Annotated in this window: 16 protein-coding genes and 2 pseudogenes; 5 read left to right on the forward strand and 13 right to left on the reverse strand. The window is 63.1% G+C overall.

Annotation, left to right across the window (positions count from 1 at the left end):
* Positions 1–3: 3 nt before the first annotated feature.
* The 6 genes from BM075_RS22665 to BM075_RS22690 all read right to left on the reverse strand — a co-directional run bounded on the left by BM075_RS22665 (position 4) and on the right by BM075_RS22690 (position 5,910).
* On the reverse strand, positions 4–984 hold the full coding sequence (locus BM075_RS22665; protein WP_028288618.1) for an FAD:protein FMN transferase: 981 nt from the start codon (positions 982–984) through the stop codon (positions 4–6).
* Positions 965–3,172: a PepSY domain-containing protein gene (locus BM075_RS22670; protein ID WP_093362918.1), complete on the reverse strand. Its 2,208-nt coding sequence runs from the start codon at positions 3,170–3,172 to the stop codon at positions 965–967. Before BM075_RS22670 ends, BM075_RS22665 begins: the two co-directional genes overlap by 20 nt.
* An 11-nt stretch (positions 3,173–3,183) precedes the next feature.
* The gene (locus tag BM075_RS22675; RefSeq protein ID WP_028288620.1) at positions 3,184–3,654 is read right to left on the reverse strand and encodes a DUF2271 domain-containing protein; all 471 of its coding nucleotides are present in this window, start codon (positions 3,652–3,654) and stop codon (positions 3,184–3,186) included.
* 35 nt (positions 3,655–3,689) lie between these two features.
* Positions 3,690–4,070 carry a PepSY domain-containing protein gene (locus BM075_RS22680; RefSeq protein ID WP_028288621.1) on the reverse strand — a complete coding sequence of 127 codons (381 nt, stop codon included), beginning with the start codon at positions 4,068–4,070 and terminating at the stop codon, positions 3,690–3,692.
* 180 nt (positions 4,071–4,250) lie between these two features.
* Positions 4,251–5,600, reverse strand: coding sequence for a ferredoxin reductase family protein (locus tag BM075_RS22685; protein WP_245758955.1), 1,350 nt, complete (start codon positions 5,598–5,600; stop codon positions 4,251–4,253).
* Positions 5,593–5,910, reverse strand: a complete 318-nt coding sequence (locus BM075_RS22690) for a PepSY domain-containing protein (RefSeq protein ID WP_028288623.1) — start codon at positions 5,908–5,910, stop codon at positions 5,593–5,595. Before BM075_RS22690 ends, BM075_RS22685 begins: the two co-directional genes overlap by 8 nt.
* Before the next feature lie 145 nt (positions 5,911–6,055).
* On the opposite strand from BM075_RS22690, the gene BM075_RS22695 reads away from it, so the two are divergent.
* A complete protein-coding gene (locus tag BM075_RS22695) occupies positions 6,056–6,715 on the forward strand; it encodes a response regulator transcription factor (protein WP_009503873.1) in 660 nt (219 codons plus the stop codon).
* Positions 6,712–8,079, forward strand: a complete 1,368-nt coding sequence (locus BM075_RS22700) for an ATP-binding protein (RefSeq protein ID WP_028288624.1) — start codon at positions 6,712–6,714, stop codon at positions 8,077–8,079. Before BM075_RS22695 ends, BM075_RS22700 begins: the two co-directional genes overlap by 4 nt.
* Before the next feature lie 156 nt (positions 8,080–8,235).
* On the opposite strand, the gene BM075_RS25220 is transcribed toward BM075_RS22700, so the two are convergent.
* The 5 genes and pseudogenes from BM075_RS25220 to repA all read right to left on the reverse strand — a co-directional run bounded on the left by BM075_RS25220 (position 8,236) and on the right by repA (position 13,700).
* On the reverse strand, positions 8,236–8,376 hold the full coding sequence (locus tag BM075_RS25220) for a hypothetical protein (protein ID WP_009503871.1): 141 nt from the start codon (positions 8,374–8,376) through the stop codon (positions 8,236–8,238).
* A gap of 13 nt (positions 8,377–8,389) precedes the next feature.
* Positions 8,390–9,997: pseudogene (locus BM075_RS22705) on the reverse strand (ParB/RepB/Spo0J family partition protein); the annotation flags it as partial.
* A gap of 168 nt (positions 9,998–10,165) precedes the next feature.
* Positions 10,166–11,377 (reverse strand): plasmid replication protein RepC, encoded by a 1,212-nt coding sequence (gene repC, locus BM075_RS22710; protein ID WP_050525470.1) that lies wholly within the window; start codon positions 11,375–11,377, stop codon positions 10,166–10,168.
* Between the two features lie 213 nt (positions 11,378–11,590).
* A complete protein-coding gene (gene repB, locus BM075_RS22715; RefSeq protein ID WP_028288626.1) occupies positions 11,591–12,523 on the reverse strand; it encodes a plasmid partitioning protein RepB in 933 nt (310 codons plus the stop codon).
* The gene (gene repA, locus BM075_RS22720) at positions 12,507–13,700 is read right to left on the reverse strand and encodes a plasmid partitioning protein RepA (RefSeq protein ID WP_093362919.1); all 1,194 of its coding nucleotides are present in this window, start codon (positions 13,698–13,700) and stop codon (positions 12,507–12,509) included. Before repA ends, repB begins: the two co-directional genes overlap by 17 nt.
* A 208-nt stretch (positions 13,701–13,908) precedes the next feature.
* On the opposite strand from repA, the gene BM075_RS22725 reads away from it, so the two are divergent.
* Positions 13,909–14,136, forward strand: a complete 228-nt coding sequence (locus BM075_RS22725; protein WP_009503866.1) for an AbrB/MazE/SpoVT family DNA-binding domain-containing protein — start codon at positions 13,909–13,911, stop codon at positions 14,134–14,136.
* On the forward strand, positions 14,126–14,521 hold the full coding sequence (locus BM075_RS22730; RefSeq protein WP_028288627.1) for a PIN domain-containing protein: 396 nt from the start codon (positions 14,126–14,128) through the stop codon (positions 14,519–14,521). Before BM075_RS22725 ends, BM075_RS22730 begins: the two co-directional genes overlap by 11 nt.
* Before the next feature lie 78 nt (positions 14,522–14,599).
* Here the strand turns inward: BM075_RS22730 and BM075_RS22735 are convergent, their stop codons facing one another.
* The gene (locus tag BM075_RS22735; RefSeq protein WP_028288628.1) at positions 14,600–15,484 is read right to left on the reverse strand and encodes a recombinase family protein; all 885 of its coding nucleotides are present in this window, start codon (positions 15,482–15,484) and stop codon (positions 14,600–14,602) included.
* Positions 15,485–15,710: 226 nt separating this feature from the next.
* Between BM075_RS22735 and BM075_RS22740 the strand changes: the two genes are divergently transcribed.
* A complete protein-coding gene (locus BM075_RS22740; RefSeq protein WP_093362920.1) occupies positions 15,711–16,778 on the forward strand; it encodes a hypothetical protein in 1,068 nt (355 codons plus the stop codon).
* Between the two features lie 33 nt (positions 16,779–16,811).
* Here the strand turns inward: BM075_RS22740 and BM075_RS24280 are convergent.
* Positions 16,812–16,892 (reverse strand): annotated as a pseudogene (locus tag BM075_RS24280) (IS5/IS1182 family transposase); the annotation flags it as partial.

Genomic DNA, 16,892 nt, shown 5'->3' on the forward strand with positions numbered 1-16,892 from the left:
GGCTCATCTTCCCCCGGCTGAGGCGATTGCCGCTGGTTCTTCGGAAAAAAGACGCCCGACTCCCACGCCCATTGCATTCCCTTCATCATCGCGCAGAAGAAACAGGGCGTCGAGTCCACGTTGTCTTGCGAGGTCCGCACCCCTCTCCGCACCGAGCACCATCAGCGCCGTCGCCCAGGCGTCGGCCTCGGCACAGGTGCGGGCCACGACGGTGACGGAGGCCGGCGAGGCGATCAGCGGCGCGCCACGTCTCGGATCCATGGTATGCGACAGGCGGCGCCCATGCACCTCGACCCAATGGCGGTAGTCACCGGAGGTCGCGACGGCGGCGTCCTGCAGCGCCAGAACCGAATGCGGCGTCCGGCGATCAGGGTCCGGCGCTTCTACCGCGATGATCCATGCCTCGCCATCGGGGCGCAGGCCCATGGCACGCATCTCACCGTCGATGCCGACAAGGGCGTCGGCAATCCCATGATCGCGCAAGGTCTCGGCGAGCCGGTCGACACCGTGGCCCTTGGCGATGCCGTTCAGGTCCAGCGCGACGGGCGCGGTCTTGCGCAACTGCATCCCCTCGATCTCCAGCACCTCCTGAGCCGGGCGGCGGGGGGCGTCCATCGCGGCGCGGATACCCTCGGGCGCGGCGGCCCCGGGCCCGAAACCCCAGGCCGTCACCGCATCGCCCATGCCGATATCGAAGGCCCCGCCCGAGGCACGCCCGATCTCGAGCCCGAGGCGCAGGACCGCCCGCAGTTGCTCCGGCACCACCACCCAATCGCCCACCGGCGCCGCATTGATCCGCATGAGCGCGCTCTCCGCGTTCCACATCGACATCTGCGTGTCCACCTCGTCGACAGCCGCCTGAAGGGCGGCACGAATTGCATCCGTGTCGCGGACCCGATCCGCGAAGAACAGCGCCGACCAGCGCGTGCCCATGGCGGGGCCGTTCAGGGCGATGCGCGCGCGCTCAGTAGACATCTTCGACATACCGCCCCTCTGCCTTTAGGACTGCGGGCGTAAGCCCGGCAGGTGCGAGTATCTCGGCCAACGCATCGCTCACGCCCGTGGCCATGTCGCGCCCGCCGCAGACCATCACACGCGCCCCGTCGCAGATAAGCCGGGCCACCTGCGCCGCGTCGGCGCGCAAGGCGTCCTGCACATAACTGCGCCGCGCGCCGCGCGAGACGGCGGTGACAAGCCGGGTCAACCGCCCCTCAGCCTGCCAGCCGGGCATCTCTTCGCCATAGAAGAAATCGCTGTCCGCATGCCGCATCCCGAAAAACAGGTGCACGGGCCTGTGCCGCGCATTGCCGCGGATGAAGCCCGCCAGCGGCCCGATGCCGGTGCCCGCCCCGATCAGGATCAGCGGGGTGAGACCGCGACCGGCGTCAAAGCCGGGATTGCGCCGCAGGAAGGCCCGGACCGTATCGCCCGGTTCCAGCGCGGTCAGCTGGCCCGAGGCCAGACCGCCCGGATGCTTGCGCACCACGATCTCGACGAACCCGTCGCGCCGGCCCGAGGCCAGCGAATAGAGGCGCGGCATCGGGCTGCCCTGCGGCAGGACGCCGATCAGGTCGCCCGCCTGGAACCGTGCGAAGCCCGTGCCCGTCAGCCGTTGCCACGGCGTTGCGCGCGGCAGGGCGAAGCGCAGGATCGCGGCCCCCGCCTGCATCTCGGCCCCGTAGTTGCGCCGCGAGACGAGGGTCAATGTTTCGGTGCGCGGCGAAACGGGCTGGTGAGAAAGCTCGAGAGAGATGCCAAGCACCTCGCCAAGAGCTCGGCCCCAGCGCGCGAAATCCTGTGGCGATTGGCGGTCGATCGTGTCCAGCGGCATGAGTTCGGCCCAGCCCTTCGCCTGCGCCGCTGCCGCAACGGCCTTGGCGAAGGCGCAATAGGACGGAAAGCTGCGGTCGCCGAAGCCGAGCAGGGCCATCGGGATATCAGGCGCAGGGGCCGACGCGTTCATCCGGTCGAGGAGCCCCTTGGCCGAGGCGGGCGCCGCGCCATCGCCATAAGTCGCGGCGAGGACGATGATGCGCTCTGCACGGGCGTAGCGCTCTGGTGCGAAGCCCGACATCGGGCCAACATGGACGCCCTGCCCCGCTGCCGTCAGCGCGGCATGCAGGGTCGCGGCGAAGCCCCAGGTGCTGCCACCCTCGCTGCCGACAAGAATGATCGTCTCGGCACGGCCCGCGGGCTGGTTGCCCCGGATGCGCGGCCGCCCGCGCCGCCCGGCAAGCCAGATCAAGACGCCGGTCACGCCCATCGCCGGCACTCCGAGCGCCATCATCCCGAGCACAAGGCCGAGCATCGCGGCCCCCTGCCCCGTGTGCAGCATGTAAATGGTTTCCGAGACGCGCTCCCACCCGGTCAGGTCGGCCCATGCCACGAGCGCGCCGGTTCCCTGGTCAAGATAGCCGGTGCCCCGGTCGGTCTTCAGTGTGAACACGTCCGTCGCATCGCCGGGATAGGGAAAGCTCAGTTCGCGCAGCTCGGCGACGGGCGTCTGCAGCAGCGTGGCCATCTGATCGAGAGCGAACCCAATCTCTCCGCTCACTTCGGTGGGATCAGCCGGCAGGACGCCACCGTCCGGCAAAAGATCGAAGGTGGAGGCTGTCATCCAGAGGGCGGTGGTGGAGGACAGAACGAGGCCGATGACGGCGATCCGGGCGATCTCGACATGCAGCCTGCCCGTGAACGGACCGCGCAAGGACGCGAACCAGTGCCGCCATCCGCCCGCCCGTCGCACGACCAGCATAGCACCCGAGAGCGAGAGGACCAGCATCGCCGCGGCCCCGGCGGCCATGGCGATGCGCCCGCCATCCCCGAGGAAGAGCGAGCGATGAAAGTTGGTGAGCCAGCGAAGCGCCTGGTTCGGGTCGGCCGAGGCCACGCCCGCGCCCGTCGCCGGGTCGATCACGGCAGCACCCGGCGCGCCCTGATCGAACCAATAGGCGGTGATCCGACCGGAGGGCGACCGCCGGATCTGCTCGACGCCCGGATAGACGACCTGGATGCGCTCCGCGAGGGTGGCGACTGTCAGGCCAGTCTCCACCTGCGGCGCGGTGATGCGCTCGACTGCCGGAAAGACCGAGAGCGCAGCGCCGCTCAGGCTCAGGATCGTGACGAGCGCGAGTGCCAGAAGACCCGGCCAGCGATGGAGTGTACGGATCATGGCCCTGCCCCTCACATGTCGTAGGAGAAGTTGGCGATGTAGCGCCGCCCGCTCACCGGCGTGCCCGCGCCCGCCGTCGTCAGCGGCACGGCCACCTCGTTCGGGCTGTCGCGCATATCCTCGACTGCCGCGTCGATGTGCAGCGTGTAGCCCGCATCGAACAGCGCGTCGGCCAGATCGAGCGTGATCTCGAGACTGCGGCCCGCGCCGACGCTGGCGCCGGTGATACCGTTTACCTGCGCGGTATCGCCGCCCGTGGCACGGTACCAGTCGCTCAGATGCTCGTAGTACTTGGACTTGCCACCAGCCATCCAGAGACTGCCGACATAGGCGCCCGAGGCGTCGGTAACGTAAAGCGCGAGGTAAGCGCCGTCGCCACCATAGTTGTTAAGGGTGGTTGTGAGCGTCACGGGCCGTGCCATAGCGAGGCCGGGAAGCGTGAGTGCGGTGGTAAGCGCGAGCGTTGCGAGAAGTGATTTCATGGGAATGATCCTTGTTCAGGGTGCTTCGGAGCTGTTCAGTTCACCTGAACCTGCGGAGGGGCGCCGTTTCCGAAGAGGCCGTTCTGCGGAGGAGCGACCGTTCCAGCGGGCGCGGGATTGCGGGCGCCACCGCGGTCGTCGTCATCATCCTCGTAGTCCATCTCGACGATCTGCAGCGTCGCCGGATCGAACTTCACCTCGATCTCGCGGCCATTCTGGTCTCGGCCTTCGATTTCGTAGCAGCCGTCGTCGATCTCGAAGTCGCGCACCGTCCAACCGTTCTGTTCGGCCATCTGCATGGCGGCCTCGCGCGGCTGCCACTGGTCACGGGGCGCATTGCAATCATCGTCGTCGGCCAGCGCAGCGCCGGCGGGCAAAAGTGCGATCAGGGCAAGGGCGGTCAGGGTCTTTTTCATGGCAAGGGGTCCTTTCGTTTGATGAGACCAATCTGGCACCCCGACCTGAGGGCATCCTGACGCCCCAGCGATTCCTGCTTCAGCTTGCCGTCAGGAAAATGGCCCCGCCGATGATGACGGGGCCAAAAAGATGCGAGCGCAGGCTACAGGGCTGGCATGGCTATACGCCCTGCCCCGCGTTCAGGTGAATTCGAACTGCTCGAAGCGGACACGGCGAGGCGTTTGGCCTTGTGCTTTCAAGCCCTTGAGAATCCCGTCCTTCAGACCGGTTGGGCCGCAGAACCACAGATCGGCTTGCCGGATCGCGAAAGGGACCGCGCCAATCAGGCGCTCGGCCGTGAGCCTGCCATCGCGCGTCGTAACGACCACCTCGAAACTGAACCTCGGGTTGCGGGCAGCCGCAGCGCGCAACGTCTCTACGCCAATCGCCTCCTCTTGTGTCGGAACGCAGTAGATGAGGTGAATGTCGCGACTCTCCGCCTCTGTCAGGCTTTCCGCCCAGGCGAGGAACGGCGTGATACCGATGCCGCCGGCAAGCCATATTTGGCGCGCACCGCCCTTGCGGAAATTGAACCGTCCATATGGCCCTTCGACCTGCACGCGCGTTCCGGTCCGCAAGATGGCGGGCAGGCTTCGTGTCCAGCCACCCAACCCCCTGATGCAGAACGTCAGGGTGCCGTCAGGGCGCGGGGCGCTGGCAATCGTGAAAGGGTGCGGCTCGGACAGTCCTGCCTCTGGCGCGCGGAAGAAGGCGAATTGCCCCGGCCGCCACCGCATGGCCCGCCCCTCGGGGCGGAGGGTTAGCGTGGTGGTGTCCTTGGTCTGGCTGATCTCTGTGACGGTGAATTCTCTACGCCGCAGGTACGGGGCGACCAGCTCGGTGAATATCCACGCGATCACTCCGGCGATGCCGAATGTGTTCAGAAGCACCGAGAGCGATGGATCTACCTCTGTCGGCAGGTCGACGAAGAACTGGTGAAAGACCACGATTGCAAAAAGGGCCCCCATGAAACGATGGCTGAACCGCCAGATTTGATAGGGGATTTCCAGTGGGGTGAAGGGCAATCTCCGGAACCAGCTGACAGCAACCAGGGCAAGAAGCGCGTTGAAGGCAAGTTCGCCCGCCTCTTCACCAAGTTCACCAAGGGAGGTTTCACGCACCAAACGCTCGAAATCCGGCTCGATCTGTTGGTGCAGGATCATCAGGACCATTGCGGAAATACCAAGCCACTTGTGGACCCGGTACATGCGATCGAGACCGCCGAACAACGGCTCCACCAGCGGCGGCCGTGCGGCGAGGATCAGGGTCTGTGCCATCGCGACAACTGCCGCGGCCCCGACGGCGATGCCGAGCGCGGCATCCGCACCATAAGTCGCATAGGTGTTGAAACCGAGCAAAGCCGCCAGCAGGCATGGCAACGCAACCAGCACCGGGCCCGTCAGGGCTAGAGGAGAGTTTAGGGAAAGCCGGGAGAGTGGCGGCAGGCTCGGCACCGGGACAATACCGTCGCGACGCGCTGCATCAGTCATCGTCGCGTCTCTCGTGATCCCGCTCGCGGCGATCATCCTCGTCGTCCTCGTATTCGAACTCGATTACCTCCAGCGTGGCCGGGTGGACAGTCACCTCGATCGCACGCCCCTCGGCATCCCTCCCGTCGATCTCGTAGCAGCCGTCATCGATCTTGATCCGGCGCACCGTCCAACCATTTTCCTCGGCCAGCATGGCAACAGCATCGCGCGGCTGCCAGTCGGCCATCGGCACGAAGCAATCGTCGTCAGCCAGCGCCGCGCCGGCCGTAAAGACCGCGAGAAAGCCGATAATTGTCAATGTCTTCTTCATGGGGCACACTCCTAGTGGCTCGCCTCTTGATGCCATTCATGCGCCGCGAAGCTGACGGCAGCCTGAAGGGGCTCGACCCACAAGCTTCAGCTTCGTGTCAGCCAGACGGATCATGGAGGGACATCAGGAAAGGACGGGTACGACCATGCGCATATTGCTGATCGAGGACGACACGACTCTTGGCGCTGCCGTGCGCGACCAGATCGCAGCTGATGGCCAGTCAGTAGACTGGGTCACGCGGCTAGACGCGGCGGCAGACGCGATGAGCGCAACCTCTTACGACCTGCTCCTGCTCGACCTCATGCTGCCAGACGGACGTGGTATCGGGTTCCTCAAGGGCCTCAGGACGCGTGGAGACGTGACGCCGGTCATCATCCTGACGGCGCTCGACCAGGTGTCCGATAGGATCGAAGGCCTCAATGCGGGCGCTGACGACTATCTTGTGAAGCCCTTCGACCTGTCGGAACTGTCGGCACGGATCGGATCGGTCGCGCGGCGCTACAGCGGCAACCCCAACCCGATCCTGACCCACGGACCGCTCGACATCGACCTTGCCGCGCGCAGCGTCCATCGGGATGGCAGACATGTGCCGCTGACGGCGCGGGAATGGGCGCTCTTCGAGGCCTTCCTGGCGCGTCCCGGGCAGCTCCTGTCCAAGGCGCAGTTGGAGGAGAAGCTCTACGCTTTCGACGCCGAAGTCGAGAGCAACACCATCGAGGTGCACGTGAGCCGCCTGCGCAAGAAACTGGGGAGCGCCATCATCGAGACCGAGCGCGGCATGGGTTACCGGCTGGGCAAGCCATGATGTGGCCATCCAGCCTTCAGGTACGGCTCGGCTTGTCACTCGGCCTTGTGCTGACGATCCTCTGGCTCGCCGCCGCCACGGTTACCGCGGTGATCGTTCGGGGCGAGATGGACGAGGTCTTCGACAGCGCCCTGCGCGAAACCGCCGAGCGCATCCTTCCGCTGGCCGTGACCGACATCGTCGGCCGAGAAGATCAGGGTGTGACGCAGCGCCTCGCGCCGATCCGGGAGCATGACGAGTTCTTCACCTACATCGTACGCGATGCCGAGGGACGCATTTTGCTGCAATCCCATGCGGCGGACCCTGCCGTGTTCCCTCCATACGACGGGCCGGGATTTGGGCAGAACGCCACACATCGCCTCTACAGCGACGCGGCGCTCCAGGGGACGATCAGCATCACCGTGGCCGAACCGTTGGCGCATCGCGCATCGGTTGCTCTTGAAATCCAGATGGGCCTCGGCCTGCCGCTGCTGGTCGTGCTGCCGTTGGCGCTCGCGTCGATTATTCTCGCTGTGCGCTTTAGCCTCGCCCCTCTCCATCGGTTCCGTACGCGGCTTGAAGCGCGCGGCGTGCGCGACCTGTCAGAAGTACCCGCGGCCGACCTGCCGACCGAAATCGGACCGCTGGCCGCAACCTTGAACAGCCTTTTGGCTCGGTTGCGCGACGCGTTCGAGGCTGAGCGAAGTTTTGCAGCCAATGCGGCTCATGAACTAAGGACACCATTGGCGGGCGCTATCGCCCAGGCGCAGCGACTGCGGTCAGAGACCAAAGATCCGACCATCGACGCCCGTGCCGCCGAGATCGAGGCAACGCTCAAGCGTCTCACTCGGCTTTCCGAGCGTCTCCTGCAGCTTGCGCGGGCGGAAGGCGGTAGACTTCGGATGGACCAGAGCGCTGATGTCAGAACCATCACTCGGGTCGTGGTGGAAGATATCGCGCGCACCACAGAGAACGGGCGCCTTACGTTGAACTTGCCGGACACGCCTGTCTTGTCTGATATCGACCCCGACGCATTAGGAATTCTGTGCCGGAATCTGGTGGAAAACGCCCTACGCCACGGGGCGCAGAATGCCCCAGTCGCGGTTACACTCACGAGCGAGGGGCAGTTGATCGTGGCGAACGAGGGCCCCGCGGTAGCAACCGAAACACTCGAACGCCTGACAGGGCGCTTCGAGAGGGCAGATGCAAAAACTGATGGTAGCGGGCTTGGCCTCGCTATCGTCTCAGCCATCGCAGAACGGATCGAAACCTCTCTCTTGCTCCAGTCACCACGTCCCGGTGAAACTTCTGGATTTCAGGCATCCGTCAGATTGCCAACGGATGCTCCAAATGCCCATGTGAAAGATCGGGAGCATTGGCCTTGAAGTCTCACGTCGCAGCGCCCCGAGGGGTGCGGTGTCGATGATGGTTGTTGTAGACATGATTCTTCATTCTGAATGCGAGTAATCGCGCTCATCCCATTGATATTATTACACTATAGGGTGATTGGGGGCGGAATCTCCGCCCCCCGCTGGATCACGTTATTCCGAGGCCAGCATCGACGCGCCTTCAGCAGGCAGGTCATCCGTCAGAAATGCAGGAAGGTCAGCTTCACTGACGCTGTCAGCCGCTTCGGCATCCGCCCCCTGCCCTTCGGCATGGTCCTCATCGTCAAGCGCCACGAGATCGTTCCGGCGCATGACGCTCGTCGACCAGCTTTGCCACCACGCTGTCCTTCAGATCGCTCGCCTGCGCCGGCATGTAGATGTGACGCACTGAGGCTTCGAGACAGCTTCCCGAAGCAGAGGAAGTGCGGAAGGTGTCCGTCACAATCTTCAGCAGCAGCAGAATCAACGCCACGTCGGGCGAGCGCCCGATCGCTTCACGCAGCGCCAGCGTCCGGTGTGCCGTCAACTCGATTACGAGCCGCTCGGGCAGTGGCTTCAGCGCTCCGTCATCCTCATCCTCCGGCAGATCGCCGCCAATCGGCTGGCCTCCCGACATGATGACGGTTCCGGCATGAGCGGCACTGTCATAGCCATCGGTGAGATCACGATCATCCCCCTGCCCCGCCACCGCAGGATCAGCACCATCCTGGACCGCTGTCACGTCAACCGGCTCATCCTCTGGACGCACATAGCCGCGATAGACGGCCAGCGCGCCGTAGCGGTCGAGCGTGACGAACGCCCCTGCCCGCCCGATCTCCTCCGCGTCGAAGATCAACGGCCGGGTCTCGATCTTTTCCATCTCCGTTTCCAACACGCCAAGCCGCGTGTCGATCCCGTCGGGGATTTCATCCTGACCCGCGTATTCCTCTTCCAGCGCCCGGTATTCGGCGAGCAGCTTGGCATGGGCCGCGCCTTCGTCATCCGTCATCGGTGCCGGATCACCTGACAGGGACCGCAGGCCGTGGCTGTAGCCGTAGGGCAGGTCAAGCGCGACCTCGATCCACTTCCAGCCCTCAACGGCAACCGTCTCAGCCTTGGCCTGGAGTTTTTCCGTCACCAGCCGATCGAGCAGGGCAGGGTCCTCGAGCCAGCCACCGTCATCGCCCTGAAAGAGGTCATGCAACATCGTGCCGCCCGCCGCTTCGTAGGCCTCAACACCCACAAAGACCGCGCGCCGGTCAGACGCCCGGACCGAGGTCTCGGTCAGCATGCGCCGGATCTGGAATGGCTCCTTGTTCCAGGATGAATGGATCACATCCCAGACCTGAACCTGACGCGCATGATCGGGGTTCACGGTGAAGGCCATGAGCTGCTCCAGCGTCATGCCATCCTCGGCATAGACCTCAAGCAGGGCAGGGGCGACGGAAGCGAGTTTCAAGCGCTGCTTCACGATCTGCGGCGTCACGAAGAAGGCGGCGGCAATCTCTGCATCGCTCTGGCCCTTGTCCCTCAGCGCCACAAACGCGCGGAATTGGTCGAGCGGGTGCAGGGCGACGCGATGCATGCTTTCTGCAAGGGAATCATCCTCGGCCAGGATGTCGGACGCAGCATCGCGCACGATGCAAGGAATGGGCGGGGTCTTTGCCAAACACTTCTGCTTCACCAGCAGGGACAATGCTTGGAACCGACGGCCACCGACCGGGATCTCGAACTTGCCGGTCTCGGTGCCGTCGTCAGCCAAGACGGGCCGCACGCTCAGGCTCTGCAACAGACCGCGGCGGGCGATGTCTTCGGCCAGTTCCTCGACAGACACGCCAGCCTTGATGCGCCGCACGTTGGACTGGCTCAGGACCAGCTTGTCAAAAGGGATATCCCGCGAAGGGGACAGGGTGATTTTCCGGACAGCTTTCGTCATCAGATCTTCTCCACGACGGGCGCCGGAAGCCACTCTCCCGATCTCATTTCCCGTCACCCTCAAACCAACACTCCTTTCCCTCTCGATGATCGTATGGTTGCCAAGAGGCGACTTAACAGCTGTTAAGTCATGCCAACTGAGCACCGCGGCGTTGAAACTTAACAGCTGTTAAGCCGCACTTCGCCGACCGATCAAAGCCATGACCATCGGACCGCAAGAGAATTCGCCCGCCGCGGCCTTGGACGTCAGCGCCCGCAAGTATCCACCCGGTGATCTGATGTCAGAGAATCGTTCCAGCATGGCCACGACGACGATCGAGGCTTGCTCTGGTCCCATGCAGCGTTGCGCTTCTTCCCACGCGGAAACACTGATCCCCATGGCCGGCCTTACATGACAAGCCGCGTCGAAAAGTTGGTGCCAGTGTCGAATGTCGCCCTGATAGAAAGTCTTGAGCGAGGGACAGCCGGCGATTACCAGGTGGAGTGGGATTTTCGGCACCCGCCTCGTGTCAGACTCTTCAAGGTCAGCCACGGGCTCACCCGTATCATCATCAGGCGCGCGTCCCGCCGCCCCGCCTTTTTCTAAGGCAGGTTCAAGATCTATAGATTCTTTATTTGAATTATGATGGTGACGCTCACATTGGGCATCATTGGTGTTCATTTCTTCTGTTTCAGGACCGTCAATCACATTACGCGCCTGGTCAAGAAGGGTCTCCAGTTCAGTCCGAAATGCCGACAGATCCTCAAGCGAGAGTTTGCGGCGAAGAGCGCGGGCGGTGAGGGCTGCCTTGTCGCGGAGCTGGTCCCATAGGCCAAGCCCGGGCTGGATCTCCTCGCCGAACTCCGCCAGAGCGGCCAAGTCGCGACGCATAAGGCTCACTACCTCCCTCAGTCGCCGCACACGGTCCTCGGCCTCACGCACAGCCTCTGCAGCCCGTGCAATTTCCTCGGCCCGGCAATAGAGCGGGGAGAGATCAAAGCCGAAGGCCACCCGATCTTCGCCACGCTTGCGCACATACCGCTTCCCATTGGGGCTATCGCGCCGCATGAGCAAGCGTGCCTCTACCAACCGGGCGAGGTGACGGCGCATCGTCGAGCAAGGCATGCCGTTCAGCCGCTCGCAGATCGCCTTGTTGGATGGGAAGACGACCATTTCGGTGTTCCCGCCAAGCGCATCGTCCGGAAAAAAGCTGAGAAGTCCCTGAAGAACGGTCAGATCGCGCTCGGAAACCCCGAAGGCGGCCTGTGCCTTGGACAGCTCACGGAGGAGCTCCCACTTGTTGACGGGCTTGCCGGGAACAGACGCCTCAGGACGCTCGACCACGCGCAGATGGGCGTGCGAGATCGGCCGCATAAACGGCGAAATCGGTGTGTAATCCATGATGTCATTCACGAAGGCAAAATTTCCCTGGCCCGCGAATCGCTTTGCGCTTGCGGGAAAGGGGCCAGATCGCTACATTCAGAGGTGCGAAAACTGAAGTTTTGTAGCGGGCTGGTCCCGTGCGAAACCTAAGAAAGGTCTCGTGAAGCTTGCTTCTCGGGGCCTTTTTCTTTTCTGCCTGTCTCGTGCCTCCTTTTTGATTGTTGCTCTTCCTCAGTCTTCCGAACGCTTCCAGCGCTCGTGAAGCTCGGTGATCAGCTGCGGGGCGTTGCCCTCAAGCCAGCTGACAAAATCGCTCTCCTCGGCCTTCAACTCGAGCTTGAGTTGCTTTCCACGACGTCCGATCGTGACAGTGGCGGCACCGACCCCCGGAATCACCGTGCCGGGCCGCCCGCGAGGGCGAGACGAGGATGTGGTCTGTTCGGGCTTCCCTGCAGCAGAGAGGACGGCCAAAAATGCATGATCGGATTTCTCGTCAATACCGCCTTGGTAGGATGTCTTGGCCTCACCCGCCAAAGCTGCAAGCAGTTCGCGATCGGCATCCGTAGCCCCCAGCAACTTCTTGAGCTCTTCCCACCTGGGCCGACCAATGCCCGGAGCGGCACCGATGGCGAGGACCAAGTCCTCCCCAACGGTGCGGACCACGCTTAACAGCTGCGACACTCCTGCCTCGGTCAGATTGAGAACCTCGGCGACACCCTTGTTAGTGCGTTCGGATGCGCTCAGATGGTCACCGTCGAGCAAGGCTGCGGCAACAAGCGCTCGTTCGATGAAGCTTAGATCCCGCCGCTCCTGGTTCTCTAACAGCTGATCACGAAGTGCCTGATCGCCCTCCATCTCTGTGACAATGGCGCGGACCTTGATCCCAAGTTCTCTGCAAGCTTCCAGTCGACGACGGCCATAGATCAGGCTGTAGCGATCACCATCAAGCGGCCGGACGAGGATTGGTACTCGCTGTCCGTTCTTGGAAATTGACGCCTTGAGGCCCGCAGTCTCAATCTGCAGCCTGTCATCGAGCCGACCTGTGGTTTCGATTTGGTCAGGCTCGATTTCGAAAACGCCGCCGCGCAGCCTGCGCCCTTCAAGAGCGTCGGGCGCGTTGCGCAGGGTCTGCAGTGGCAGTCCCAGTTTAGGCTTTCTTGCCATTGCGTCCCCACGTGTTCTGGATGATCGCCGCGATCTCGTCGTTGACGGCGTTCATGGATTCGATTGCACGATCGAAAGTCTGACGCGTGAAGTCCTTCTTGTCGGCCTCGTAGAGCGTCTGCTTCGTCAGCCCTGCATCAGAGATCGCAGTAGACTCAACCATGTGGTTGGTCAGGACTGACCTGCCGAACAGACCCCGGATGAAAGCAATGACCTCGGTCTGCGGGGCATCACCCACCTTGTAGCGGGTCGGCAGAAAGCGCAGCCAGTCGAAGCGAAGGTTTGCGCCAGCATCCCGGATGACGCCAAGCAGATCAGCGGTCATGCGCAAAAACTGCGACATGGACATCAGATCGAGCATTTGGGGGTGAACGGTAACAAGCACCCCTGAAGATGCTGAAAGGGCGGACATGGTTAAAAAACCAAGCTGCGGCGGACAGTCGATGACGACGACGTCATAGTCCGCTTCGACACTGTCGAGCGCGTCGCGCACACGGGCAAAGAATGCGCGGGCGCCGCCACGCTGAATGGCTGCCGGTGTCTCATGTTCGAATTCCATGAGCTCGAGGTTCCCGGGAATCAGGTCAAGACCACGGATGTAGGTCTTGCGGATCACGTCCGAGATCGGGACCGGTTCATCGTAGCGAACCGCATCATACAGCGTGCCACCCTCCATCAGGTCCAGCTCAGGCTGGATGCCATGCAGCGCGGAAAGGGATGCCTGGGGGTCCAGATCGATCGCAAGGACACGATATCCCTTGAGAGCCAAGCGCTGTGCAAGGTGAGCGGATGTTGTCGTTTTCCCGGACCCGCCTTTGAAGTTCACAACAGAAACAATCTGAAGCTCGTCATCGGCACGACGCCCCGGAACGTAGGTTCCAGGCTTCTTCGCGTTTGCCTCAAGAGCGTGGCGAATCTCCCAGATATCATCGAGGGTATATCGCCGGTGGCTGCCCGCAGTGGTTTCGACGTCAGCGATCTTTCCTTCTCGATGAAGCTTGCGAAGGTAGGTATGATCGACGCCAAGCAACTCGGCCGCCTCGCCGCTGGTCAGGCTGCGCATGACTTTTTTGGCGTCGGGAGGGAAGTGGGCAGCACGTTGCGCATGAAGATTGGACGCAAGAAGCTCTGCGTAGTGCCCGATGGCAATGTCCAGGTCCTGCTCAGCTTCGCTCATCTCTGCCTCGATTCGTGGGCGCGTTTTTTATGTGATCGCGCGTTATTTATCGAGACTATTGCCCGAGCTATCAGATTCGTGCAAGCTCTTTCTAGATTTGGTGTCAGTCGCTGCGTCATGCACAAGAGTAGCTAGGGTTTGCGGCAGGCTTGTCTTAGGAACCTTTCGGATATACATTACAAGACGTATATCCGCATGGGAGGTCACGATGCAGGTCGCAAAATGGGGTAACTCGCTGGCCGTCCGTTTGCCCGCGGAGCTCGTCCGAGAGCTTGGTCTCAAGGAGGGTGATCAGATCGACCTGGTCAAGGACGACGGTCGGGTCAGAGTCCGTCGCCTTGCTCGTGCGGATGAGGTACTTACCGGCCTGCGCCGCTTCCGGGGCAAGTTGTCCGCAGCAGAACGTCTGAGCCGCGACGACGCACATGAGCGTTGAGTTCGCGGACACGAATGTCGTTCTTTACCTGCTCGACGACGGCCCAAAGGCCGATCGCGCCGAGGTCATCCTGGGGCAGGGGCCCCGGATCAGCGTTCAGGTTCTAAACGAGTCACTGGTGAACTGCCGCCGCAAAGCTGGCCTCGGTTGGGAGGAAGCAGCGGCCTTTCTCGAAGGCGTGCGCGCCTTGTGTCCCGTCGAAGATCTCACCGTGCAGACCCATGACGTCGGCCGCGCTTTGGCGGAACGCTACGGCTTCTCGATCTACGACGCGATGATCGTGGCCAGCGCTTTGGTTGCGGGGTGTACCACGCTGTGGAGCGAGGACATGCAAGATGGCCTGCTGGTGGAAGGCCAGCTTCGCATCGTCAACCCCTTTGCATGAGCGAACGGCTTCTGTGCCTGAAACTGACCACAACCTTGTAATCCTTCCCTATAGTGGAGGATTTGCAAGGTTGTTAGGCTACTCAAGCAGCCCCAGCCTCTCCGCCCGCTCCAACAGCATCTTGACTGACGACGGCTGCCATCTCGTTCGGCCACGTGGTGTGCGTTCGCGCATTGATTCCAGCCGTTCACAGATCGCCTGGAGCGTAATGCCGGGATCCGCGCCCTTGATGGCGGCGACGATGGCGGGCAGGCGGTCGTCGGTTTCGCGGCGGCCGGCGCGGGCCAAAACTGTCTCGGGCAGGAAGCCGTCGCGGACATAGGCCTTCACGGCGCGCAAGAGACGGCTTTGGGTCCAGCGACGCGCCTCGGGCAAGGGGCCGTTGATGATGCGCACCACGTCTTCCCAGGCCAAGTCAGGGCGCAACCGGCGCACATGGGGCACCCAATCTTGTGCCGTTTCGTTCAGACGCTCCATGTAGCCGTCCTGTCGCGCTAGCCGCACCTTGCGAAGAGCGGCAGGGTCTTTGGCCCGCAGTCCAGGGTTTCCGCCCACGCGGCCCTTTGTGCGCGCACTGGCGAGGCCGGCCTTGGTGCGCTCCCGGATCAGGGCGCGCTCGAACTCGGCCGCAGCGCCCAAGACCTGCAGCGTGAACTTGCCCTGCGGGGATCCAGTGTCGATCGGGTCCTGGATCGAGCGAAAGAACGCACCCCTAGCCTCCAGCCGCTCGATCACTTCCAGCAGATGCGACAGAGACCGCGCAAGCCGGTCGATCCTCACGACGACCAGCGTATCGCCACTCTGGATGCGTTCGAGCACACGCCCAAGCACCGGCCGCGCGCGATTGCCGCCTGAGGCGTGCTCTTCATAGATTTCGGCGCAACCCGCAGATTTCAGGGCCTGCGACTGGGGCAGGGGGGTTTGATCCTCTGTGGATACGCGCGCATAGCCTATCAATGGCATCAAAACAGTCTTTTTGCAGTTTCATATAGCGGCAATAAACGACCGTTTGTAAACGGATGCAAGGGCGCTCTCTGTGGCGGTGTTTACCGGAATGCCCTTGGTTTCCATACAATGAGCGCGATCAGAGAGCCCACGCCGACCATCGCCCGCGCGTGCTATATAAGGAGCGCTGGCGCATTCCGACAAAACCCTTGGGTAAAATGCAAAACTCCAGTATTTTGCACATATGAAGCCTCAAGCGCCTGCCTTTCATGATGAATCTGATGCTCTCTACCTCGACGTTGAGGAGGTGGAACAGTCGTCTGAGGACGATCTTTGGTTCCTGCCCGGTCCCATGGAAGAGGAGCCAGATTATTTGCCGCCCGGACCACGGGCCGAACCGTGTGAAACCGAGGTCCTCGACGATTGGCGGAAAGCTGAGGCGGGTCATGCCGCGCGTCTTGCCCGTGTGGCCGGTCGCGTCGGCGCGCTGGACGACCGGCTAAAGCGCGGCCCGGAAGGATGGCGGCACAGGCTTGCCCTGATCGAGGCTGCCGACCTCAGCTGGTTCGCGGGTGATCGCATTGGCCCGGATCGGCTGGCGCTCTGGATTTCCATGCGCCTGTCCGGCGCGCACGACGACACCGCAGCCCTTGCACGTGTCGGTTGGGCGGTACGTCGTCTGACAGGGGGGCCAGGCCCAGAGGTGGATCTGTCTGCCTTCCTCGACCGCCGCGATCCTGAGAACATGGCAGATGAAGCCGAGCCCTTCGCGGACCGCGCGGGCGGTTGGATCGACCTGATGGCACAAGTCGCCGATCTTCACCCGATAACCCGTGCTTGCATTGGATTTCACCTATGGAGCCTCGCGGGCCTTGGGCAGCAGGGTGACCGAATGGAGGCGGCAGTCACGGCCGCGCGGATCGCGGCCAGCGAGGAGAGAGGCGCAGTCTTTGCGCCTCTGGCCATGGGCGGGGCAGGGGGGCTGCGCGCCGGCGGCCCACCCGCTGACCGTCTGGCGCGCTGGCTTGACGGGATGGAGACCGCCTGCCTGACCGCAATGCGGCACCTTGAGGATATCGAGGCATGGTCAGCGCGGGCAGAAACCGAGATGACCATGCTCTCGGGTAAGACCCCGCACGCTTTGCGCGCCGTGTTGACCGAATGGCCCCTTTTATCCGCTCCGATGGCCGAGGCTCTGACCGGCGCCAGTCGCGCCGCCGTCCAGCGCAACCTTGCCTGGATGGAGGAAAAGGGTCTGGTCCGCGAGATGACCGGGCAGGGGCGATATCGGATGTGGCGAGTAACATCATGAATGACACATAAGCGGCAGGCCTAGGGTCAGGACTCATAGCCAGTAAATGACGAGAGCGGCCAGGGCGATGGCTGACAGGAAGACCTTCGGGCATCTGTCGTATCGGGTTGCCAC

The organism is Tropicimonas isoalkanivorans (genome assembly GCF_900112335.1).
GTDB classification, from domain to species: Bacteria; Pseudomonadota; Alphaproteobacteria; order Rhodobacterales; family Rhodobacteraceae; genus Tropicimonas; species Tropicimonas isoalkanivorans.